Raw genomic sequence first — 22,079 nt, forward strand, 5'->3', positions numbered from 1 at the left:
AACAGGACCGTGAAACAACTTTGCGCCGATGATAGTGCTGCAACCAGTGTGAAAGTAGGTTATCGTCAGGCTTGTTATTCAAAAAAACCCCTTCCGGTGATCCGGTTGGGGTTTTTTTACGTCTGGCGGTTTGGTTTTGTCAGCAGACAGGCGTGAAAAAAGCAGCGCCAAGCGCTGCTTTTTTCATTTAATTAAGTTGGCAGACCCTATCCCAATCAAGGTCAAAGCGGGCCAGGTATTTTTTGAGCCGGTCTGCATCGTTGGGTTTGGCTTTTGCCGCGCGCGATACGGCATACAGGGTGCGGCCGGCATCGGACATATTGTTCGATTGCCGGCAAATCTTGATCACTGCCTGCAGCTGCAGCGCATCAAACAGGTCGAGCTGCGTGGCTGCCTCGCTTCCCATGATATCGGCCAGGTCGATTTCCATGCCGCTGGCAGGCTTGTCATGATGCTGCCACATCCGCTTCAAGCGCCGGATTTCCTCATCGACAACACCATCCGTGATACGGCCCGCTTCCGACAGGGTGGCCAGGCGCGTGACAGCGGCGGATAAATCGCGGAAATTGCCCTTCCATGCCGAGGTGGGCAGGGTGGCGAAACGCATGAAACGCTCGTGTGCCTCCTTGTTGAAGCGCACGCGTTCGCCCGTTTCCGCGCTGTATTGTGTCAGCAGGTATTCCAGGTTCGGTTCGATGTCTTCCGGCCGCTGCGCCAGGCCCGGCAATTCGTATGTCCACAGGTTGATGCGCGCATACAGGTCTTCGCGGAAGCGGCCGGCCATCACTTCTTTGCCCAGGTCCCGGTTGGTGCCTGCGATCAGCTGGAAGTCGCTCTGCACCTCGGTGTCCGCACCGACGGGGAAAAAGCGTTTTTCCTCGATCGCTTTCAATAGCATGGCCTGCTCGTCGAGCCCCAGTTCGCCGATTTCATCGAGAAACAACAAGCCCTTGTGCGCGCTGCGCAGCAAGCCGGGTCGATCCGAGCCAGCTCCCGTAAATGCCCCCTTGATATGGCCGAACAAGGTGGAGGCTGCGCCATCGCCATGCAATGTGGCGCAATTGAGGTCGATGAATTTTCCGTCGATCTGGTGGCGCGATTTTTTCAGTTCATACACGCGGCGCGCGAGGAAGGATTTGCCGGCGCCGGTAGGTCCCATCAGCAGCATGGGGGCTTTCGATTTGATGGCGACGCGCTCGATTTCATCGATCATGCCGTTGAATTTCGCATTGCGCGTGGCGATGCCGGACTTCAGGAAGGCCACGCCTTCGGCCTGCTCGCGCGTAAAACGCTGGGCAATCTGGTCGTAGCGCGACAGATCGAGGTCGATCAATGCGTAGCTGCCGGGATTGCCGGTGGCCTGGCGCTTCGGCGGCGATGTTTGCACGAGACGGCCGGGAAAATAGCGCGCTTCCGTCATCAGGAACATACATATCTGTACCACGTGGCTGCCGGTGGTGATGTGGATCCAATAGTCTTCCTTGTCCGGATCGAAGGGGTAGCTATTGGCAAAATCATAGAGCGCACCATACACATTCTCGAAGTCCCAGGCATCGCTGATGGGCAGTTCATGGGAGATCAGCCTGGTTTCAGGCGAGACGCTGGCAATATCCTGCGACACCTGGCGTACCAGGTTGTCAAACTGGCTGCCCGCGTACAGCAACTCGAAGCGGTCGATGATCTTGTCCTCGTGCTGGGTCAGGGCGATGCTGGGACGCCACTTTTCCCAGCGCGCCGCTCCCCTGCCATTGTCGAGCTGCGTGCCGAGAAAGCCGATGACGACGGTGCGTTTTGCTTGCATATATGGGATAAAAATTTATCTGAAAAGATAATTATATTCCAAATTTCAGTGACAGGGATATTTCCACTGAACAGCTTGTATTTAAATATTATTTAATAAAATCAATTGGTTATCGGAATTTTTAAGGAAATATTGAAAGCTGGCACAGCGCTTGCATTAGAGGAGATAGCAACGAGATAAACGTAGAGAGCAGAGAGGGACGAAAAATGGCCAACGCCCAGTTATTCCAGAGCGCGCAACAGACAGCAACCATGCCAGCGGCGCTGGCACGCAATGCCGAAGGCGCACCCGCTTACGCGCTGACGCCCCGGCATCAGCTGGCGCAGTACGCGGCCACCGGTTGCCTGAATGCGACGTTTTATGCCAGCGCCGAAACGCAACTGGCGAAAGTACGCGAGCTGTGCAAGGCAGTCGAGCCGGCCTTCATTGCGCAGACGGCCGTGTACTGCCGCGAACGGGGCTACATGAAAGACATGCCGGCCTTGGTGGTGGCCGTGCTGGCGGGCCAGGGTGCCGCGGAATGCGCGCCGGCCTTTCAGCGTGTGATTAACAGCGGCAAGATGCTGCGTAACTTCGTGCAGATCATGCGCTCGGGGGCCGTGGGCCGCAAGTCGCTGGGATCGCGTCCGAAAAAGCTGGTGCAGGCATGGCTGAACGGCGCGTCGGAACAAGCCTTGCTGGCCGCGGCCGTGGGCAATGCGCCATCGCTGGCCGACGTGGTCAAGATGGTGCATCCGAAACCGCAGGAAGCGTGGCGCGCGGCCTTCTTCGCCTGGCTGATCGGCAAGCCGTACGATGCCGCGGCCTTGCCGCCGGTGCTGGCCGCATTCGAAGCTTACAAGCTTGATCCAGCGCAAACGATACCGGACGTGCCCTTCCAGATGCTGACGGCGCTGCCCTTGAGCGCACAGGATTGGGCGCAGATCGCCCGCCAGGGCAGCTGGCAGATGGTGCGCATGAATCTGAATACCTTTGGCCGCCACGGCGTGTATGCGATAGCCGGCATGCCGGAGCTGATCGCCGCCAAGCTGCGCGATCCCGAGGCGATTGGCCGGGCACGGGTGTTTCCGTACCAGCTGATGTCGGCTTGCATGGCGGCCGGCGAGCACGTGCCGGCCATCGTGCGCGAAGCGCTGGAACAGGCGCTGGAAATATCGCTGCTGAACGTGCCGCGGATCGCTGGCAGGGTGGTGGTGTGCCCCGACGTCTCCGGCTCGATGTCCTCGCCCGTCAGCGGTTTTCGCGGCAGCGCCACGTCGAGCGTGCGTTGCATCGATGTGGCGGCGCTGGTGGCGGCGGCCATGCTACGCAAGAATCCGGATGCCATGGTGCTGCCGTTCGAGCACAGCGTGGTGCCGTGCGGACTTGGCGCGGATGATAGCGTGATGAGCAACGCGGCCAAGCTGGCAGCCATCGGTGGCGGCGGTACCAATTGCAGCGCGCCGCTGCTGCGCATGAACAGCAAGAAGGAGCTGGCCGACCTGGTGATCTATGTGTCCGATAACGAATCGTGGATCGACGCCAAACGCAGCGGCGCCACGGCGACGATGGGACAGTGGAATGTCTTCAAGCAGCGCAATCCGCAAGCAAAACTGGTGTGCATCGATATTGCGCCGCATGCCACCACGCAGGCGATGGAGCGCGAGGATATTCTGAATATCGGCGGTTTTTCCGACGACGTCTTCAAGATCATCGCCGCCTTTGCCGCCGGCCGGCTGGATCCCGCCCATTGGGTGGGAGAAATCGCCGCCATCGATATCGCAGCACCAGGTTGTTGAAGCAAAGCGCATGAATGCGGACAGGACTACATAAGAGGCGTCCTGTCCACGCTTGTCATGCGCCGTAGTACCCCGAATGCCGACAGGATTACATCGATCAGCCGCGTCAGACCGGCCTGGCAGGCGCAGTGCGTCTGCCAGAAATCCTGTCCCCCCTTGTCGGGTTGTCGTACTGATGAATGCCGGTGGAACTACATCCTGGGCCGATGCGTCGGCAACTGTTTCACCAACCCTGGTCATCACCCCCTATACAATAGAAGAAGAGAATAGCGATGAAAAACGAAGAATACGAAGTCCTGCATACCGAAGGCAGCCGTCCAGTGAAAATGTGGACGCGTGGCGTGCCTGTCGAAGAAGCGGCCAAAAAACAATTGCGCAACACGGCGACCCTGCCGTTCATTTACAAGCATATCGCCGTCATGCCCGACGTCCACCTGGGCAAGGGGTCGACCATCGGTAGCGTGATTCCCACCCTGGGCGCCGTGATTCCGGCGGCCGTGGGCGTGGATATCGGCTGCGGCATGATGGCGGCGAAAACCACGCTGACGGCGAACGATCTGCCCGATAACCTGGGACCGCTGCGCAGCGCCATCGAACGCGCCATTCCGCACGGGATGTCGCCGAAGACGCGCGGCCACCGCGGCCGCGATGAAGGTTCCTGGCATACGCCGCCATCGGTGGTCGATGCCGCGTGGCTGCAATTGAAGGATGAATTCGATGCGATTTGCCTGAAAACGCCAAAGCTGAAAAATACGAACAATTACCGTCATCTGGGAACCTTGGGTAGCGGCAACCACTTCGTCGAAGTGTGCCTCGACGAGCAGGGTTCCGTATGGTTCATGCTGCATTCCGGTTCGCGCGGCGTGGGCAATGCCATCGGTACGCATTTCATCGAACTGGCCAAGCAGGATATGCGCATCCACTTCATCAACCTGCCCGACCAGGATTTGGCTTACCTGGCCGAGGGAACGCAGCATTACGACGATTACGTGGAAGCGGTGGGCTGGGCCCAGCGTTTCGCCCGCAACAACCGCGAAGTGATGATGCAGAACCTGATCGCCGCCGTGCGCACGGTCATCCATAAACCGTTCCAGACGCACGTGGAGGCCGTCAACTGCCACCATAACTATGTGCAGAAGGAGCACCACTTCGGCAAGGATGTATTGATCACGCGCAAAGGCGCCGTGTCGGCCCGCGCGGGCGAACTGGGGATCATTCCCGGCTCCATGGGCGCGAAGAGTTTTATCGTGCGCGGCAAGGGCAATGCCGAGAGTTTCCATAGCTGCAGCCACGGCGCGGGACGCACGATGAGCCGCACGGAAGCGAAGCGGCGTTTCAACCTGGATGACCAGATCCGCGCCACCGAAGGCGTGGAATGCCGCAAGGATGAAAACGTGATCGATGAAATCCCGATGGCTTACAAGGATATCGATGCGGTGATGCTGGCGCAGCGCGAGCTGGTCGATGTCGTGCATATCTTGAAGCAGGTCGTCTGCGTCAAAGGATAAGAGAGAGAAAACAGAGATGATAGAAATAGATGGAGCGCAAGGCGAAGGCGGCGGACAGATTTTACGTTCGGCGCTGAGCCTGTCGATGATCACGGGGCAACCGTTTCGGCTGAGTAACATTCGCGCGGGACGGGAAAAGCCCGGCTTGCTGCGCCAGCATCTGCTGGCCGTGCAGGCGGCAACCGCCATTTGCGGGGCGCGCACGACGCCGGTGGCGCTGCGCGCGTCGAGCCTGGAATTCGTTCCCGGCCCCCTGCGCGGCGGCGATTACCGCTTTGCCATCGGCAGCGCCGGCAGCTGCACCCTGGTGCTGCAAACCTTGCTGCCGGCCCTGCTGCATGCGGATGGGCCATCCACCGTGCGCATCACTGGCGGCACGCACAATGCCATGGCGCCTCCCGTGCATTTTTTGCAGCGCGCGTATGGCCGCATCCTGCAGCAGATGGGCGCCGAGGTGGAGATCGCGCTGCAACGCTACGGCTTTCATCCTGCGGGCGGCGGCGAGGTGACGGCCACCGTGCAACCGTGCCGGCGCTTGCAGCCGATTCAACTGCTGCAGCGCGGCGAACGGAAGGCGGGGTATGCGGAAAGCGTGGTGGCGGGCGTGCATGTGCAGGTGGCGCAGCGCGAGCTCGAGCGTGTCGCCAGCGGCATGGGCTGGAGCGGCAAGCAGCTGCGCCTCGTCGGCTTGCCGGCGGAGCAGGGGCCGGGCAACGTCCTGCTGCTGACCCTGGAGCATGAGCATGTCACGGAAGTGTTTACTTCGTTCGGCGAAAAGTCCTTGCTGGCCGAGTCCGTGGCCAAGCGCCTGTTGAACGAGGTGCGCGCCTACCTCAAGACGGACGCGGCCGTCGGCGAGCACCTGGCCGACCAGCTCTTGCTGCCCATGGCGCTGGCGGGCGGCGGTACCTTCAGCTGCAACAAGGTATCGCAGCACGCGCTGACGAATGCGGAGGTGATTGCCCGATTTTTGCCCGTGCGTATCACTTTCGAGCAGCAGGCGCGCGGCAGTATCTGCACGGTGGCCGCCGCCTGAGGCGCGCGGTGACACAACTACGTGTTGCAGCTGTTCCAAATTGATACATGGGCGGCCGGATGTGGGGCATAGACGCATGGCATGGCATTTGCTCTTCTTTGGTATTGACTAAAAAACCAAGGAGACCAGCATGACCTATTCCATTCGTACCCTGCTCGGCGTGGCGGCGGCCGGCGCCGTTGCCCTCACTTCCCTGCTGACCTTGCCGCATGCCTATGCGCACGGCAATGTCACGCCGCAAGGCGTCGATACCACGGGCTTGCCCAAGGTGGGCGACAAATGGCTTGAGCAAAATCCGTATCGGGGCAACAAACTGGCCTTGACGGTAGGCACATCGGCCTACAACCAGAATTGCGCCCGCTGCCACGGCATCGAAGCCATCTCCGGCGGCATCGCGCCGGACTTGCGCCAGCTGGACCGCGATTGTTTCGGTATCAAGAATGAGACAAAGAAACAGGCGTGCTACAAGGAAACGGACAATTACTACCTGACCACCATCCGCCACGGTAAAGTGCGCAATGGTGCCGTGTACATGCCGCCGTTCGAAGGCGTGTTCAACCAGGAAGCAATGTGGGCCATCAAGACTTACCTGGAAACCCGCCGCGAATCGAATTAAGTCGAACTGATCACGAAGGAGTCCCATGCGTTCATTTCAATTCCGGGGCGCGCGCGCGATGATCTTGCTCGCTTGCCTGGCGCTGTGCGCAACCGCGCCGGCGCGCGCCGACTGGCAAAAGGTGCAGCAGTCGGGCAGCCTGAAAGTGGCTGTGTACAACGAATTCGCGCCGTTTTCCGACAAGGGTACGGGCATCGATATCGATATTGCCGAAGCGCTGGCGAAAAAGCTGGGGCTGAAACTGAGCTTGTTGCCATTTCCCGCCGGCGAAAACCTCAACGACGATTTGCGCAATATGGTGTGGAAGGGACATTACCTCGGTTATGGCCCCGCCGATGTGATGTTGCATGTGCCGGTCGACAAGAAGTTGATGGCGGACAACGACAAGGTCGAGATCTTCGCGCCATACTACGTGGAAACCGTGCGCCTGGCGCGCAGTGCGCAAGCCGTGCCGCAATTCGATGGCGTCGCCTCGCTGGCCGGCAAGCGCATCGGCGTGGAAAAGGTGTCGATCGCGGCCATGCTGATGCTGGGTGAAGAGAATGGCAAGTACCGCGACGACGTGCGCATCTTCGATACGGCAGCCGAAGCCTTGCAGCAATTGCAGGCGGGCAAGCTCGATGCCGTGCTGGCCAACCGTTCGGAAATCGAATCGGTGCTGAAAAGCGATCCCGCTTTCCCCATGAGCGAAGTGGCGTTCGCCCGCCTGCCGCGTGCGGGCTGGGCGGTGGGCCTGGCCGTCAGCCGCCAGCAGCTCGACGTGGGCAAGTTGCTGCAGGCAGCCATGAACGAAATGGCGGCCAGCGGCGAATTGAAAGCCATCTTCGAGAAATATAGCGTGAAGGAAGCACGGCCATAGCAGGCCATGTTGAATGACAATAAAGCCCGCGCATCGGAAGAGGCGCGGGCTTTTTAGTTTTAGAAACTATATTGGGCGCTAACGCCCAGCAACCAATTACGTCCCGGTGCCGCTTCATAGTAGCGCTTGTTGCTGTCGCCGACGATGACGGAACCCACGTAGGTCTTGTCGAACAGGTTGTTCAGGCGGGCAAACTCCTTGAAGCGCCAATTGCCCACGTTTTGCCTGGCGTTGAAGCGCGCATTGAATACCGTGTAGCCGGGCGCCGGTTTTTCGATGTTGCTGTCTTCCGCGTAGACCTGGTTGCTAGCCACGCTTTCCAGCGCTGCGCCAAAACGGTCGAGCGTATCTTTCCAGGCCAGCTCCGCAAACAGGTTGGCGCTGGGTACGCCCGGCAAGCGGCTGCCTTCGCGCACGCCGCCAAATGCCTGGTCATACACGGCATGCAGGCTGGTGAGCGCCACTTTGGTCGTGAAGCCATATGGCAGGTTCGAATCCAGCGACACTTCCATGCCCTGGCGCAAGGTTTTACCCCCATTGCGATAGCTGGTGCGCCCGCCGCTGGACTTGTCGACCACTAGTTCGTCGTTGGTCTTGATCTGGAACAAGGCCGCATTCACGTGCGTGTTGTTTGCGATCCTGGCCTTGACACCCGCTTCCAGGTTGGTGCTGGTGGCCGGCTTCAAGTTGAAATTGAAGCCGCCGCCTGTGCCCGAGTAAAACAGTTCGTTCAAGGTTGGGGCCTCGAAACCGCGCGCGGCGCTGGCGTAGACGTTGACGTTCGGCGTCAGTTTATACAGCAGGCCCAGCACGGGCGTCGTGTGGCTGAACTCCAGGCTGCCGCTATCGTTGCCGTTGCTGAGGAAATGGTCGTCGACCGCCACTTTCATCTTGCTGTAGCGCACACCTGCGCTGAGCAGCCATGGGCCGCCTTGCCATTCCGCCTGGATATACGGATCGAGGCTGGAAACGACATCCTGCTCGTCGCGGCGCAGCTTGCCTTTCAATCCGTACACTTCGCCGATATAGTTCTCATAGCCGGTGCGGTCATCGCTGGAGCGGCCATAGTCGATGCCGATGGTGGTGCTCAGCTTGCCGCCGGCCAACTGGTTCACGTGCAGCCAGTTGGTGTCGATGCCATAGAACTGGCGCTGGAAGTCGACCACGCCGCCCGAATGCTTAAGTAGACCGTCCACTTTGGTATTTTGGAATGCTTTATTAAACGCCTGGTACTGGATCACGTCGCGGTTGCCGCCATACACCATCACATGCAGGCGGTCATCGCCGAACGACTGTTCATAAGTGGCGCCGATCTGCTGGTGGTCGATGCTCTTGCGCGTGTTGTAGCGGTCGGCCAGCGTGCGTTTCGGGTTTTGCGTGTCCGTCGTGTCGATTTCGCCGGCGCGCGGGTTGGCGGCAAACGTGGGCCAGGTGACGCCCAGCGGATCTTGCGTGTTGCCCTGGTGCAGGCTGTTGGCGACGATGGTCAGCTTGCTGTCCGCGGTGGGCTTGACGGTGATCTTGCCGAACGCCTGTTCGCGCGTGGCGGCGCTGTGGTCGCGGAAACCGTCCGTGCGGAAGCGCGAGCCGTCGAGCACGTAGCCGATGCCGCCTGCCTGGCCCTGCGCCGAGAGATCGACCTTGCTGGTGCCGTAGCTGCCGCCCGTCACATTCAATTCGACGGACGGGGGATTTTGTCCATCCTTGGAAAACAGCTGGATCACGCCGCCCGAATGGTTGCCGTAGATGGCAGAAAACGGTCCGCGCAGCACTTCGATGCGCTCGGCCGTATCGAGGTTGAAGGTGGCGGCCTGGCCCTGGCCGTCGGGCATGCTGGCGGGAATGCCATCGCTGATCAGCTTGACGCCGCGCACGCCGAAGGCTGAGCGGGCGCCGAAGCCGCGCGACGAGATTTGCAAGTCTTGCGCGTAGTTCTGGCGGTTTTGCACGACCAGGCCCGGCACGGCGGCCAGCGCTTCCGACGCGTTGACGCGGATTTGGCCATCCTGGATGCGGGCGCTGTCGACCACGTCGATCGAGGCCGGCACTTCCTGGCTGGGGTGGGCGATGCGGCTGCCGCTGACGACCACCGTATCCATGAGTTGCCCATTGGCCGGGTCAGCTGCCTCGGCGGCAAAGACATGAGGGGCGAGGGTGGCGCTGCCGGCGACAAACAGGCTGGCGATGGTGTTCAGGCGGAAACGATGCTGCATGCGGATTCTCCAATGTGAATAAAAGCCTGCTTGATCGCGTGCGCGGTACAGGTCTGCGTAGGTGTATCAAGCAATATGCCTGCCATGTCTCCATTGGTGGGCTGAAATTATACGCGTGTCAGTGGCACGGCGTTTGCATACGGTAATTGTCAGAGGCGCCGATGCGGCGCGCTTTTCCCTCGTTTTGCCATTGAAAAGGTGATTATGCCCAACTTCTTCTCGCGCCTGCGCCAGGTGTGCTGGCTGCTGCCGGCGCTCGCCAGCACCGCTGTCCAGGCCGCTCCCTTTGCCTATGTTCCCAATGAAAAGTCGGGCACCTTGAGCGTGATCGACACGGCGACCGACCAGGTGGTGCGCCAGATCGCCGCAGGCAAGCGTCCGCGCGGCATCGCCGCCGACCCCACAGGGCGGCAATTGTTTGTCACGGACGCCGCCAGCAGCGCCTTGCTGCTGATCGACAACGCTGGCGGCGCGCCCGTGCGCACGGTGGCGCTGGGCAAGTCGCCCGAAGGCGTCAGCGCCTCGCAAGACGGTAGTCACGTGGCCGTTGCCGTCGAGGAAAACAATAGCGTGGCCTTGCTCGATGGCCAGACAGGTACCTTGCTCGCCGATATCAAGGTGCAGGGACGCAATCCGGAACACGCCGTCTTCAGCCCGGATGGGCGCTGGCTGCTGGTCAGCGCGGAAGAGGCGGAGCAAGTCGATGTCATTGATGTGGCGCAACGCCGCCAGGTCGCTTCCATCGCCGTGGGATTGCGGCCGCGCGGCATCGGTTTCAGTCCGGACTCGGGCCGCGCCTACGTGGCGTGCGAACTGGTCAATGCCGTCTACGTGATCGACATGGCCGCGCGCAAGGCGATTGCCACCATTCCAGCGGGCAAGAATGCGAATGGCATCGCCGTCCATCCCGGCGGCAAGCAAGTGTATGTCTCGAACGGCATCGACGGAACGGTGATGGTGATCGACACGGCTAGCAATCAGGTCACGGCCACGATTGGCGTCGGCAAGCGCCCGTGGAACATGGCCATCACGCCGGACGGCGCCAAGCTGTACGTGGCCAATGGCCGCTCGAACAGCGTGTCCGTCATCGACACGGCCAGCGCGCGCAAGGTGGCCGATATTGCCGTGGGTGAATTGCCATGGGGCGTGGTGATTCGTTGATTCCTTCATGGCACAGGCGCAGGTGTTCCAGTCTGGTACACCTGTTCCATTGTGCAGCGGCGGCGTGGCGGCTCAGCAGGGCTGGCCCGGATTGGAACAGGATGCCGCCGCCTTGTTCAAAACGCAAACAGCGCCACGCCTCCACCCAAGTCCGGGGCATGCGCTGAAAAGCGGGCCGGGATTGACGTCACGCCCTTGTAACGGGAGTAAAACCGGCTAAGTTTGTAGTGGGACGGCGAGCTGGCACGGCATTTGCGGAAGACTCCGTGTACTCACCCCATCTGTACCAGGACGTTTGATTTTAATTAAGTATTTCCATTCTAATTAACCCGATAGAGGACGACATGAATCTCGCAGACATCAGCAAACTGGGCGTAGCCAATCCCTTCAAACAACGCTATGACAATTACATCGGCGGCAAATTCGTTGCACCAGTGAAAGGTGAATATTTTCCTAACATCACCCCGATCACGGGCTTGCCGTTTTGCGAAATCGCCCGTTCCACGACGGAAGACGTCGAGCTGGCGCTGGACGCCGCGCACGCCGCCAAGGATGCCTGGGGCAAGACTTCGCCTGCCGAGCGCGCCAATATCCTGAACCGCATCGCCGACCGCATCGAACAGAACCTGAGCCTGATCGCCACGGCGGAAACCATCGACAATGGCAAGCCGATCCGCGAAACGATGAATGCCGACATTCCGCTGGCCATCGACCATTTCCGTTACTTCGCCGGTTGCATCCGCGCCCAGGAAGGTTCCGTCGCGCAAATCGATGCGGAAACCTATGCCTACCACTACCATGAGCCGCTGGGCGTCGTGGGCCAGATCATCCCGTGGAATTTCCCTATCCTGATGGCCGTGTGGAAACTGGCGCCAGCCTTGGCCGCCGGCAATTGCGTCGTCTTGAAACCGGCCGAGCAGACTCCGGCTTCCATCATGGTGTTGATCGAGCTGATCGGCGACCTGCTGCCCCCTGGCGTGCTGAACATCATCAATGGTTTCGGCCTGGAAGCGGGCAAGCCGCTGGCCTCGAGCAAGCGCATCGCCAAGATCGCCTTTACGGGTGAAACGGGCACGGGCCGTCTGATCATGGGCTATGCGGCGCAAAACCTGATTCCCGTCACCCTGGAACTGGGCGGCAAGTCGCCGAACATCTTCTTTGAAGACGTGATGGATGCCGACGATGATTATTTCGACAAGTGCCTGGAAGGTTTTGCGATGTTTGCGCTGAATCAAGGCGAAGTGTGCACCTGCCCATCGCGCGTGCTGATCCAGGAATCGATCTACGAGAAATTCATCGAACGTGCCCTGAAGCGCGTGGCCGCCATCAAGCAGGGCAATCCGCTCGACTCCGCCACCATGATCGGCGCCCAGGCGTCGCAGGAGCAGCTGGAGAAAATCCTGTCTTACCTCGACATCGGCCGCCAGGAAGGCGCGGAAGTGCTGGCCGGTGGCGAGCGCAATACGCAGGCGGGCGACCTGGAAGGCGGCTATTACGTGCGTCCGACCGTGTTCAAGGGCAATAACAAGATGCGCATCTTCCAGGAAGAGATCTTCGGACCGGTCGTGTCCGTGACCACCTTCAAGGATGAGGCCGACGCGCTGGCGATCGCCAACGATACCTTGTACGGCCTGGGCGCCGGCCTGTGGACGCGCGACGGTTCGCGCGCCTTCCGCATGGGACGTGCCATCCAGGCGGGCCGCGTGTGGACCAATTGCTACCACCTGTATCCGGCCCACGCCGCGTTCGGCGGCTACAAGCAATCGGGTATCGGCCGCGAAAACCACAAGATGATGCTCGACCATTACCAGCAAACGAAGAACTTGCTGGTGAGCTATAGCCCGAAAGCGCTGGGCTTCTTCTAAACTGGCAACAGGCGCCGCGCCTTCAGTCCAGGCGCGGCGCGCAGAAAGGGATGCCATGAGTGCAGCAATTGCCCGGGTGGTCGCGACCGATGCGGCGCTGGAAATGATGGACAAGTTGCGCCAGCGTCACGGCCCGCTGATGTTTTTCCAGTCGGGCGGCTGCTGCGACGGCAGTGCGCCCATGTGCTACGCGCTGGGCGAGTTCGATGTCAGCGATACCGACATTTATCTCGGCAATTTGAATGGCACACCGTTCTACATGGGACTCGAGCAATTCGAGTACTGGGAGCATACCCAGTTGATTATCGATGTGGTCGATGGCAATGGCGGCATGTTTTCACTCGACAACGGCACGGGCAAGCGCTTTTTGACGCGCTCGCGCCTGTTCACCGATGAAGAGTGCGCGCTGTTGCATGCCCAGCCGCATGAGCACCGCAAGACTTGATACACACATACTAATAAAACAGAGGGAGATGATTGTGCAGAAAAAAATCATGGGGATACTCATCGGTTTGGGTTTGGCATCGCTGGCCCAGGCGGCCGACGTGGGCAATGTCACCAATGCCATGCTCGACAGCACGGCGAAGAATCCGGCCAGCGTCCTGTCGTTTGGCATGGGTACGCAAGGCCAGCGCTATTCGCCGTTGACGCAGATCAATGACAAGACCGTGGCCAAACTGGTGCCGGCCTGGTCGTTCTCGTTCGGCGGCGAAAAGCAGCGGGGCCAGGAATCGCAGCCGTTGATTCACAACGGCAAGATGTTCGTCACGGCATCGTATTCGCGCATCTTTGCCGTCGACTTGAAAACGGGCGCCAAGCTGTGGAAATATGAGCATCGCTTGCCGGACGGCATCATGCCCTGCTGCGACGTGGTCAACCGCGGCGCGGCCCTGTATGGCAATCTGGTGATCTTCGGTACCCTGGACGCCTACCTGGTGGCGCTGGACCAGAACACGGGCAAGATCGTCTGGAAAGAAAAAGTGGACGATTACGCGGCCGGCTACTCGATGACGGCCGCGCCGCTGATCGCTGAAGGCTTGCTGCTGACGGGCGTGTCGGGCGGGGAATTCGGCATCGTCGGCCGGGTGGAAGCGCGCAATCCGATGACGGGCGACCTCGTGTGGAGCCGTCCGACGGTGGAAGGCCATATGGGCCACCGCTATGACAAGGATGGCAAGGCCATCGACAACGGCGTGTCCGGCACGGCGAACAAGACGTGGCCGGGCGACCTGTGGAAAACGGGCGGCGCCTCGACCTGGATGGGCGGCACCTACGATCCGCAAACCAAGCTCGCCTACTTTGGCACCGGCAACCCGGCGCCGTGGAACAGTCACTTGCGTCCCGGCGACAACCTGTACTCGTCATCCACCGTGGCGCTGGACGTGAAAACGGGCCAGATCAAGTGGGCGTATCAGAACACGCCGAACGATGCCTGGGATTTCGATGGCGCCAACGAGTTCGTCACCTTTGACATGGATGGCAAGCGCTATGGCGGCAAGGCCGACCGTAACGGCTTCTTCTATGTGATCGACGCCAACACGGGCAAGCTGCAGAACGCCTTTCCATTCGTGAAGAAAATCACCTGGGCCAGCAGTATCGACCTGAAGACGGGACGGCCGAATTTCATTGCCGCCGGCCGCCCTGGCGACCCCACCAAGGGAGAGGAAGGCAAGAAGGGCACGACCGTGTTTGCCGCGCCCGCTTTCCTCGGCGCCAAAAACCAGATGCCGATGGCGTACTCGCCGCAAACCAAGCTGTTCTACGTTCCCGCGAATGAATGGGGCATGGATATCTGGAACGAGCCGATCAGCTACAAGAAGGGCGGCGCCTTCCTCGGCGCGGGTTTCACCATCAAGCCATTGTTTGACGACTACATCGGCGCCATGCGCGCCGTCGATCCGAAGACGGGCAAGATCGTCTGGGAAATCAAGAACAACGCGCCGCTGTGGGGCGGCGTGATGAGTACGGCCGGCAACCTGGTGTTCTACGGCACGCCGGAAGGCTTCCTGAAAGCCGTCGACGCGAAGACGGGCAAGGAATTGTGGAAATTCCAGACGGGCTCTGGCGTCGTGGCGCCGCCCGTCACCTGGCAGGATGGCGACACGCAATATGTGGCCGTCGTTTCCGGCTGGGGTGGCGCCGTGCCGCTATGGGGCGGCGAGGTGGCGAAGAAGGTCAACTTCCTGGAACAGGGCGGTTCCGTGTGGGTCTTCAAGCTGGCATCGAAGTAACGGGGTGAAGCATCCGGGCCACTCGGATGGGTGTCTCCCTGTCCGCCGGGTGTTTTCTTTTTGCTGACGGCCCAGGCCGTCAGTTTTTTGTTTACCTGGATGCCCGATATGCCTGCTTGCGGTCAAAAAATGAACACCGGCAGTGGCGATTGATCCGCTGCTGCACAAGTCAAATACGTACTTTCTCTTTCTCCCTCTGGGTCGCGCTGGGCACGCTTATTGCCAAAGCTTGAGGTACATCAATCACTGGTGTGCACACTAAAAACAGAGAAGAAAGAGGAGAAGCAATGAATACATTGATCAAGCTGGGGAGCCTGGGTGTCATGACAATCGCAGCGGTGGGACAGGCGCAAGCCGTCGATATCAAGGCTGGCGACTGGACCGTGTCGGTGGGCGGCATCGTCAACGCTTACTACACGCAAGTGTCGTGTTCGGGCGATGCGGTGGGCGGGCTGGCGCTGGGCGGCCAGGCGCTCGGTTGCGGCGGTGAGAAGGACCGCACGACCATCGGCAACGGCTTGCTGCCGAATGGCTTGATCACCTCGGCAAGCTCGCGGCTGGGCGAATACGACGTGAAAGCCTTGATCGGCATCTACAACTCGACGGCCACGGACAGCGCCATCAGCCAGAACAGCGTGGTCGATGTGCGCCAGGCATTCTTTACGTTTGGCAATGAACAGATGGGCACCTTCAAGCTGGGCCGCGACTACGGCATCTTCGGCGCGAATGCGATTTTGTCCGACATGACCTTGCTGGGCTCGGGCGCACCCGTGCAGGCGACGCAGCGGGGCCGGGTGACCCTGGGCCATATCGGCGCCGGCTACACCTATCTGGGCAACTATGGCCAGATCATGTACAGCTCGCCGAAGTCGGGCGGCTTTGGCGCCGACGTGGCGCTGGTCAGCCCCGTGTCGGACACTCCCATCGTGGCAGGCTCGACCTATTCTTCGAAGTCGAGTCCGCAAGTGCAGGCACAGCTGACGTATGTGCAGGAAGGCTTGAAAGCCTGGCTGGGCGTGAAGTCGCAAAAATTCACGTCGAAAACGCCGGGCGTCGATGACTTGACCATGCGCGGCGTGGAAGTGGGCGGTTCGTACCAGATGGGCCCGGCTGGCGTGCTGGTCAACTTCCAGGGCGGCAAGGGGCTGGGCATCCTGTCCGATGCGGACCAGGGCGATACCAAATCGAAGAACTGGCTGCTGCAAGGCACGTACAAGGCGACGGACAAGCTGAAACTGGGCTTGTCCTACGGCATCAGCAAGAACGACGACAACACGGCCGGCACGGGCGGCTTGAAGTCGAATGCCAACCTGACCCTGGGCGCGTATTACTCGCTCAACAGCGCGATCACCCTGGTGGGCGAACTGGGCCAGACGCGCTCGAAAGGCTTTACGGGCGGCGAAGCGAAGATGAATGGCGTGTCCCTGGGCGGCATTATTTTCTTCTAATACATGAACGCGGCGCCTTGCGACAAGGCGCCGCACGGAGCGTGGTGCATGCGGATAATGCGGTTGTTCATCGGATGCTGGCTATTCCTGTTTATCCTGGGACAGGCGTGGGCGGGCGTGCTCGCCAAGGCCGAGCTGGTGCGGCGTTTTCCTGCTCCCATCGTCGTGGGCGACAAGGAGACCGACTTGCCCGTCTGGCCATTGTTCCGGCAAAACGCCACGGCCACGGAGCTGGTCGGCTACGTTTTTGAATCCGTGGACCTGGCGCCGATCCCCGGCTTTTCCGGCGTTCCCGTCAATTTATTGATCGCTATCAATCCCCAAGGGAGTTTTCTGGACGTGGCCGTGCTGTCGCAGCACGAACCCGTGTTTCTCGATGGCCTGGGCGAGGCGCCTTTATTCCAGTTCGTCAAGCAGTATCAGGGACTGTCGCTGAAGCAGAATATCGCTATCGATGCCAGGAAGAAACGCGCCACGGACGCCACGCACGCCGATATCGATGGCGTGTCGAAGGCCACGGCTTCCGTGCGCATCATCAACCAGAGCGTGCTGGCGTCGGCCTTGAAAGTGTCGCGCAAAAAACTTGGCTTTGCGCAAGGCCGTGACCCGGATCAGATCGCGCGCATCCGCATGGACGTGTTCGAAAAGCTTGATGTCGCGCAAATGTTAAAGCAGGGTTTGATCCAGCATGTGCGGTTGAGCAACAAGGAGATTGAAAGCCTGTTTGCCGGCAGTCCCGGTGCGGGACTCGATGGGGAAGCGACGCGCGCGCCGGATGAAGTGTTCATCGACCTGTACCTGGCGTATGTGTCCGTGCCCAGCGTGGGGCGCAATCTGTTGACGGAACGCAGCTGGAACAAATTGCGCAACCGGCTGGACGAAGGCGACCACGCCATCCTCGTCATGTCGCGCGGGCGCTACAGCGTGCTGGGCGACGATTTCGTGCGCGGCACCGTGCCGGACCGGCTATTGCTGAAGCAGGATGGCTTGCCCATCGACATGCGCGACCTGGACCTGGAATTGCAATTGGCGGATACGACGCTGTTGCCGACGGAAAATGTCGCCGTCTTGCGCGTCATCAGCCAGGCGGGGCTCGATGCGGCCAGTCCGCTGGCTTTTACCATGCCGATCACGCGCAGCAAGGGCATCGTGTATCCGGAACGCATCGCGCGCAATGTGGATTTCAATTACCGCCTGCCGGCTGATTTTTACACGGCGCCGCAAGGCGACGATGCCTCGTGGCGCGGCACGTGGAAAGGGCGCAAGACGGAGTTGCTGCTGTTGCTCGCCGGGCTGGCGCTGCTGGCCGGTGCATTGGCTTGGCAGAAACGCCTGGTGCGCGATGGCAGGCAATTTGTCTGGTTCCGCCGTCTGTTCCTGTTGTTTACCATCGGCTTCATCGGCTATTACGCGCAGGGACAGTTATCGATCGTCAATATCACGGGCGTCATCCAGGCCCTGCTGGCGGGGCGCAGCCTGGGCTTTTTCCTGTTTGATCCGATGACGGTGATCCTGTGGGCGTTCGTGCTGCTCAGTTTGCTGATCTGGGGGCGCGGCACGTTTTGTGGTTGGCTGTGTCCGTTTGGCGCCCTGCAGGAATTCACGGGCAAACTGGGCCAGTGGCTGCGCTTGCCTCAATGGAAAATCAAGCCGCGCCTGGATGGGCGCTTGAAATGGATCAAGTATGGCTTGCTGGCGGCCATTCTGGGCAGCAGCGTTTTTTCCAGCCAGATCACGGACAAGCTGGTGGAACTGGAACCGTTCAAGACGGCGATTACCCTGAACTTCGTGCGGGCCTGGCCGTTTGTCGCGTATGCCGCGGGCTTGCTGCTGCTCAGTAGTGTTTCCTACAAATTCTTTTGCCGCTACCTGTGTCCGTTTGGCGCGGCGCTGGCGCTGCTGGGACGTTTTCGCCTGTTCAACTGGATTCCCCGTCGCAAGGAGTGCGGCACGCCTTGCCAGACTTGCCGCCACCGTTGCGAGTACCACGCCATCGCGCCTGGCGGGAAAGTCGATTATGGCGAGTGTTTCCAGTGTATGGATTGCGTGGTGATTTACGCCAGCGATGAAAAATGCGCGCCCTTGATGCTGGAAATCAAGCGTGCCCGCACCATTCCCATCGTCCAGGCCACGGCAGAGGAGAGCAGCAATGCAGCGTAGAACGTTTATTTCCGCCGCCATCGGCAGCGTTGCCGGCATGGCGGGCTTGTCTTTGCCGGGCAGTATGGCGCGGGGCACGGCCACGGCGTCCGGCGTGCGCCCTTATCGAGGGGCCGCGCTGGCGTTTGGCACGACCATCGCCGTTACCGTGTTGCATCACGATCAGCGCCAGGCCGAACTGGCCATCGAGGACGCCTTGCATGCAGCGAGGAATATCGACCGCCTGATGAGCATTTACAGCCCGACCAGCCAAGTCTTCCAGCTGAACCGCGACGGCCGCCTGGCCCGGCCGGATGCGCATCTGCTGACGGTGCTGGCGCAGGCGCAAGCCTTGTCGCAATGGAGCGATGGGGCCTTTGATATTACGGTGCAACCTTTGTGGCAGCTGTTTCGCGCGGCGGCAGACCAGGCAAGCTTGCCGACGGACACCTTGCGCCGCGCGGCGCAGGCGCGGGTAGGCTGGCGGCAACTGGCGTGGGATAGCCGGGAAGTGCGTTTTCTGCAGCCGGGCATGGCGCTGACCTTGAATGGCCTGGCGCAAGGCTACGCGGCAGACATGGCGCTGGCAGCCGTGCAGGCGCGCGGCATACGGCACGCGCTGCTCGATACGGGCGAATTCGTTGCGCGTGGGCAGCGTGGCGTGCGCCGCCCGTGGACTTTGGGCATCCAGGATCCGCGCGACGCGGAAATCCTGGCGGCCACCTTGAAAGTGGAGGGGCGCAGCGTGGCCACGTCGGGCGACTACGAATGCACGTTCACGCCCGATTTCGTGCATCACCACATCTTCGACCCATCGAAGGGCGATTCGCCGCGTGAACTGGCCAGCGTGACCGTGCTGGCGCCCACGGGTTTGCTGGCCGATGGCTTGTCGACCACCTTCATGGTCACAGGAGCCGCACGCGCGCATGCCATGGCCGCACACATGGAGGGCGTCGACCTGATGACCATCGACAAGCAGGGCCGGCGCGCGATGTCGCCCGGTTTTTCCCATTTACTCTAGGCTATTTCAGGTGCGGCACCTTGCGATAGATCGTGTTGCGCGACACGCCCAGGGCCCGCGCCGTGGCCGAGACGTTGCCGCCGTGGGCATCGAGCGACTTGAGGATCACGCTTTGCTCCATCTCTTCCAGGTTGGCGCCGGCGGCGATCATGCGGTCCGTGCTGGCGCTGGCGGCAGTCGCTTGCGTCATCTCAATATCGTCGAGGAAATCATCAGGCATGTGGCGCAAACAGATTTCATGCTCGTCGCCCGCCATGACGATGGCCGTGCGCAAGAGATTGGTCAGCTGTCGGAAATTGCCCGGCCATTTATGCTGGTGGAACATGCGCAGGATGTCCGGCGCCACCGTGTAGCGCGTATCGGGCGCTTCCGTGGCGAGGATTTTCTTCACGACCGTGTCCAGGTCCGTGCGTTCGCGCAGCGGCGGCAGTTTGACGACCAGGCCATTCAGGCGGTAATACAAGTCTTCGCGGAACAGGCCCTTGGCCATGCGTTCGCGCAAGTTGTGATTCGTGGCGCAAATGAGTTCCACGTTGACGGTGATCGATTTGCTGCTGCCCAGGGGCGTGACCATGCGTTCCTGCAACACGCGCAACAGCCGCGCCTGCAAGCCAAACGGCATGTCGCCGATTTCATCGAGGAACAGGGTGCCGCCATTGGCTTGCAGGATTTTGCCGATCGCGCCTTTCTTGCGCGCGCCCGTAAAGGCGCCGTCTTCATAGCCGAACAGTTCGGATTCGATCAGGGTTTCCGGGATCGATGCGCAATTGACGGCAATAAACGGTCCCATGGCCCGCGGCGAGTCGTTGTGGATGGCTTGCGCCAGCAATTCCTTGCCGGTGCCCGTTTCGCCCATGACGAGGATGGGGATGTCGCGCCCCAGCACCTTGTTGACCTTTTCGATCACCAGTTCCAGTTGCGGATCGCCCGTGCGCAGGTAGCGCAAGCCGGACAGGCGCCGCGCCGCGTTGGCCGCATGGCTGGCGGATGCGGGAACCTGTGCCGGCACGGCGTTGATATCACTATGGTCGGTGCTGGCAGTAAAGCCGTGCTGGAAGACGCTATTGGACAGGCGCAACTGCGCGCGCCCATACACGCGCACGCCGCTGTGCATGCACAGGTTCAGCAAACCGGGGGCGGCAGTGCGGTAATGGTCGTACAGGGCAGACACGGGCAAGCCGAACAGGGAGCTGAAGGTATGTGATTGCAGGGCGGCAAATGACAGGCCCAGCTGGAACAAGCCGTTTTTATTGGCGGATAAAAACCGTCCGCCCGGCGTGAACGAGGCGATGCCTTCCATTAAGGTGCCGATGAATTCGGGGCGCGCGTGGAAGTGCACGGTGATGGCGTCTTCGAAGGTGGCGGAAAACAGCTGGTTTTCGATCATCAGCGCCGACATGCGCACGAGTGCCATCGTATGCTTGTGGAAACTGCGCTGGTCGCTCGAGACGTCCAGTACACCGATGACATTGCCCCGGTGATCGGTGATCGGTGCCGCGGAGCACGTCAAGAAATGATTGGCGGCCAGGTAATGCTGGTCCGCATGGACCAAAGTCGGTACTTTTTCCGTGATCGCCGTGCCGATGGCATTCGTGCCGCGGCTCTGTTCCGACCATGCCACGCCTGGCTGCAGGGCGACCCGGTTGGCTTTCTCCAGGAAATCATCGTCGCCCAGCGAATGCACGATCACGCCGTTGGCATCCGTGAGAATCACCATATTGTGCGTGTTGACGATTTGCTGGTACAGGGTTTCCATGGCCGGCAGCGCGTGCGTGTGCAGCATGCGGTTTTGCTCGATCAGCAAGGACAGGTCGGACTTGCCCGCCGGCGTGAAGTCGGGCGTGGCCGTGGGCGACAGGCCAAAGGCGACGGAACGCTGGTGGGAAGTTTCGATGATGACGGGGACGTTGTCCTGTCCTGCCGGCAAAATGTTCGCGTCCGCGATGGACGAAAACGGTGCGCTACGGTAAGTAGCTGACGGTTGATACATGATCTCGTTGCCTCCGTTGGGCCCTGTACTGCGGCGCTCTTTTGAATATCGAGAGTGTTCCATAATGTAGCACCTGTCACAGATGGGAGCAAAGCAAAGCGAACCGGGCTATCCCCAGTGTTGCTGCCTGGCCCAGAGTTGCTCCCCTTGGTGGTCGGTGCATGTGTTCATATAAGCAATTGCGGTGCCAGGCCTATTGCCTTTGATCTGGCGCAAAAAATAGCGCTTGCGGGGTGCGCAGGGCACGGCTATAATTCGCCCCCTCGCTGAACGACGCATGCAAATGCCGAGTGAAGTGAGAAAAGTTTTTAAGCGCAATGCGCTGAAAAACGGGGTTGACGGACGTAGCAAATTGCTTCATACTCTTCCTTCTTCGCAGCTGACAAACACAACGCTTTGTCGATAGCGCGAAA

Annotated in this window: 15 protein-coding genes; 12 read left to right on the top strand and 3 right to left on the bottom strand. The window is 60.6% G+C overall.

Going from position 1 to position 22,079, the window contains the following annotated elements:
* Positions 1 to 187 precede the first annotated feature (187 nt).
* Positions 188 to 1,801, bottom strand: a complete 1,614-nt coding sequence (rtcR, locus tag OX460_RS28330) for an RNA repair transcriptional activator RtcR (RefSeq protein WP_289900642.1) — start codon at positions 1,799 to 1,801, stop codon at positions 188 to 190.
* Positions 1,802 to 2,007: 206 nt separating this feature from the next.
* On the opposite strand from rtcR, the gene OX460_RS28335 reads away from it, so the two are divergent.
* From OX460_RS28335 to OX460_RS28355, 5 genes are all read left to right on the top strand, one after another.
* Complete coding sequence (locus OX460_RS28335) at positions 2,008 to 3,579, top strand: RNA-binding protein (RefSeq protein WP_289900643.1); 1,572 nt, start codon at positions 2,008 to 2,010, stop codon at positions 3,577 to 3,579.
* Positions 3,580 to 3,851: 272 nt separating this feature from the next.
* Positions 3,852 to 5,087 carry an RtcB family protein gene (locus tag OX460_RS28340; protein WP_289900644.1) on the top strand — a complete coding sequence of 412 codons (1,236 nt, stop codon included), beginning with the start codon at positions 3,852 to 3,854 and terminating at the stop codon, positions 5,085 to 5,087.
* A 16-nt stretch (positions 5,088 to 5,103) separates the two neighbouring features.
* Entirely contained in the window at positions 5,104 to 6,123 is a 1,020-nt protein-coding gene (rtcA, locus tag OX460_RS28345; protein ID WP_099665397.1) for an RNA 3'-terminal phosphate cyclase, read from the top strand.
* A 130-nt stretch (positions 6,124 to 6,253) separates the two neighbouring features.
* Complete coding sequence (gene pedF / locus OX460_RS28350) at positions 6,254 to 6,739, top strand: cytochrome c-550 PedF (RefSeq protein ID WP_035824926.1); 486 nt, start codon at positions 6,254 to 6,256, stop codon at positions 6,737 to 6,739.
* Between the two features lie 25 nt (positions 6,740 to 6,764).
* Positions 6,765 to 7,598 (top strand): transporter substrate-binding domain-containing protein, encoded by an 834-nt coding sequence (locus OX460_RS28355; RefSeq protein ID WP_289900645.1) that lies wholly within the window; start codon positions 6,765 to 6,767, stop codon positions 7,596 to 7,598.
* Positions 7,599 to 7,657: 59 nt separating this feature from the next.
* Here OX460_RS28355 and OX460_RS28360 read toward each other — a convergent pair whose 3' ends face one another.
* Positions 7,658 to 9,811 carry a TonB-dependent receptor gene (locus OX460_RS28360; protein WP_289900646.1) on the bottom strand — a complete coding sequence of 718 codons (2,154 nt, stop codon included), beginning with the start codon at positions 9,809 to 9,811 and terminating at the stop codon, positions 7,658 to 7,660.
* A 204-nt stretch (positions 9,812 to 10,015) separates the two neighbouring features.
* Here OX460_RS28360 and OX460_RS28365 point away from each other — a divergent pair, with 204 nt between their 5' ends.
* The 7 genes from OX460_RS28365 (at position 10,016) to OX460_RS28395 (ending at position 19,676) form a co-directional block, all read left to right on the top strand.
* Positions 10,016 to 10,972, top strand: coding sequence for a beta-propeller fold lactonase family protein (locus OX460_RS28365; RefSeq protein ID WP_289900647.1), 957 nt, complete (start codon positions 10,016 to 10,018; stop codon positions 10,970 to 10,972).
* A 344-nt stretch (positions 10,973 to 11,316) separates the two neighbouring features.
* Positions 11,317 to 12,837: an aldehyde dehydrogenase gene (gene adh / locus OX460_RS28370; protein WP_070280828.1), complete on the top strand. Its 1,521-nt coding sequence runs from the start codon at positions 11,317 to 11,319 to the stop codon at positions 12,835 to 12,837.
* 55 nt (positions 12,838 to 12,892) lie between these two features.
* Positions 12,893 to 13,282 carry a DUF779 domain-containing protein gene (locus OX460_RS28375; RefSeq protein ID WP_034756816.1) on the top strand — a complete coding sequence of 130 codons (390 nt, stop codon included), beginning with the start codon at positions 12,893 to 12,895 and terminating at the stop codon, positions 13,280 to 13,282.
* 49 nt (positions 13,283 to 13,331) lie between these two features.
* Positions 13,332 to 15,068 (top strand): PQQ-dependent methanol/ethanol family dehydrogenase, encoded by a 1,737-nt coding sequence (locus OX460_RS28380; protein ID WP_251351978.1) that lies wholly within the window; start codon positions 13,332 to 13,334, stop codon positions 15,066 to 15,068.
* 287 nt (positions 15,069 to 15,355) lie between these two features.
* Positions 15,356 to 16,516, top strand: coding sequence for a porin (locus tag OX460_RS28385; RefSeq protein WP_289900648.1), 1,161 nt, complete (start codon positions 15,356 to 15,358; stop codon positions 16,514 to 16,516).
* A 57-nt stretch (positions 16,517 to 16,573) separates the two neighbouring features.
* Positions 16,574 to 18,676: a 4Fe-4S binding protein gene (locus OX460_RS28390; RefSeq protein WP_289900649.1), complete on the top strand. Its 2,103-nt coding sequence runs from the start codon at positions 16,574 to 16,576 to the stop codon at positions 18,674 to 18,676.
* Entirely contained in the window at positions 18,666 to 19,676 is a 1,011-nt protein-coding gene (locus OX460_RS28395; protein ID WP_289900650.1) for an FAD:protein FMN transferase, read from the top strand. The genes OX460_RS28390 and OX460_RS28395 overlap by 11 nt, the downstream gene beginning before the upstream one ends.
* A gap of 1 nt (position 19,677) precedes the next feature.
* Here OX460_RS28395 and OX460_RS28400 read toward each other — a convergent pair whose 3' ends face one another.
* The gene (locus OX460_RS28400) at positions 19,678 to 21,666 is read right to left on the bottom strand and encodes a sigma-54-dependent Fis family transcriptional regulator (protein ID WP_233516386.1); all 1,989 of its coding nucleotides are present in this window, start codon (positions 21,664 to 21,666) and stop codon (positions 19,678 to 19,680) included.
* Positions 21,667 to 22,079: the final 413 nt, after the last annotated feature.

Source organism: Janthinobacterium sp. SUN033 (genome assembly GCF_030397595.1).
Taxonomy (GTDB): domain Bacteria; phylum Pseudomonadota; class Gammaproteobacteria; order Burkholderiales; family Burkholderiaceae_D; genus Janthinobacterium; species Janthinobacterium kumbetense.

What these genes read in the sequence shown, in the direction of transcription:
- OX460_RS28355 (WP_289900645.1), top strand. Translation starts at nt 6,765, where the DNA reads ATGCGTTCATTTCAATTCCGGGGCGCGCGCGCGATGATCTTGCTCGCT.
- rtcR (WP_289900642.1), bottom strand. Translation starts at nt 1,801, where the DNA reads ATGCAAGCAAAACGCACCGTCGTCATCGGCTTTCTCGGCACGCAGCTC.
- OX460_RS28395 (WP_289900650.1), top strand. Translation starts at nt 18,666, where the DNA reads ATGCAGCGTAGAACGTTTATTTCCGCCGCCATCGGCAGCGTTGCCGGC.
- OX460_RS28375 (WP_034756816.1), top strand. Translation starts at nt 12,893, where the DNA reads ATGAGTGCAGCAATTGCCCGGGTGGTCGCGACCGATGCGGCGCTGGAA.
- rtcA (WP_099665397.1), top strand. Translation starts at nt 5,104, where the DNA reads ATGATAGAAATAGATGGAGCGCAAGGCGAAGGCGGCGGACAGATTTTA.
- OX460_RS28390 (WP_289900649.1), top strand. Translation starts at nt 16,574, where the DNA reads ATGCGGTTGTTCATCGGATGCTGGCTATTCCTGTTTATCCTGGGACAG.
- pedF (WP_035824926.1), top strand. Translation starts at nt 6,254, where the DNA reads ATGACCTATTCCATTCGTACCCTGCTCGGCGTGGCGGCGGCCGGCGCC.
- OX460_RS28380 (WP_251351978.1), top strand. Translation starts at nt 13,332, where the DNA reads ATGGGGATACTCATCGGTTTGGGTTTGGCATCGCTGGCCCAGGCGGCC.
- OX460_RS28335 (WP_289900643.1), top strand. Translation starts at nt 2,008, where the DNA reads ATGGCCAACGCCCAGTTATTCCAGAGCGCGCAACAGACAGCAACCATG.
- OX460_RS28400 (WP_233516386.1), bottom strand. Translation starts at nt 21,666, where the DNA reads ATGTATCAACCGTCAGCTACTTACCGTAGCGCACCGTTTTCGTCCATC.
- OX460_RS28340 (WP_289900644.1), top strand. Translation starts at nt 3,852, where the DNA reads ATGAAAAACGAAGAATACGAAGTCCTGCATACCGAAGGCAGCCGTCCA.
- OX460_RS28360 (WP_289900646.1), bottom strand. Translation starts at nt 9,811, where the DNA reads ATGCAGCATCGTTTCCGCCTGAACACCATCGCCAGCCTGTTTGTCGCC.
- OX460_RS28365 (WP_289900647.1), top strand. Translation starts at nt 10,016, where the DNA reads ATGCCCAACTTCTTCTCGCGCCTGCGCCAGGTGTGCTGGCTGCTGCCG.
- adh (WP_070280828.1), top strand. Translation starts at nt 11,317, where the DNA reads ATGAATCTCGCAGACATCAGCAAACTGGGCGTAGCCAATCCCTTCAAA.
- OX460_RS28385 (WP_289900648.1), top strand. Translation starts at nt 15,356, where the DNA reads ATGAATACATTGATCAAGCTGGGGAGCCTGGGTGTCATGACAATCGCA.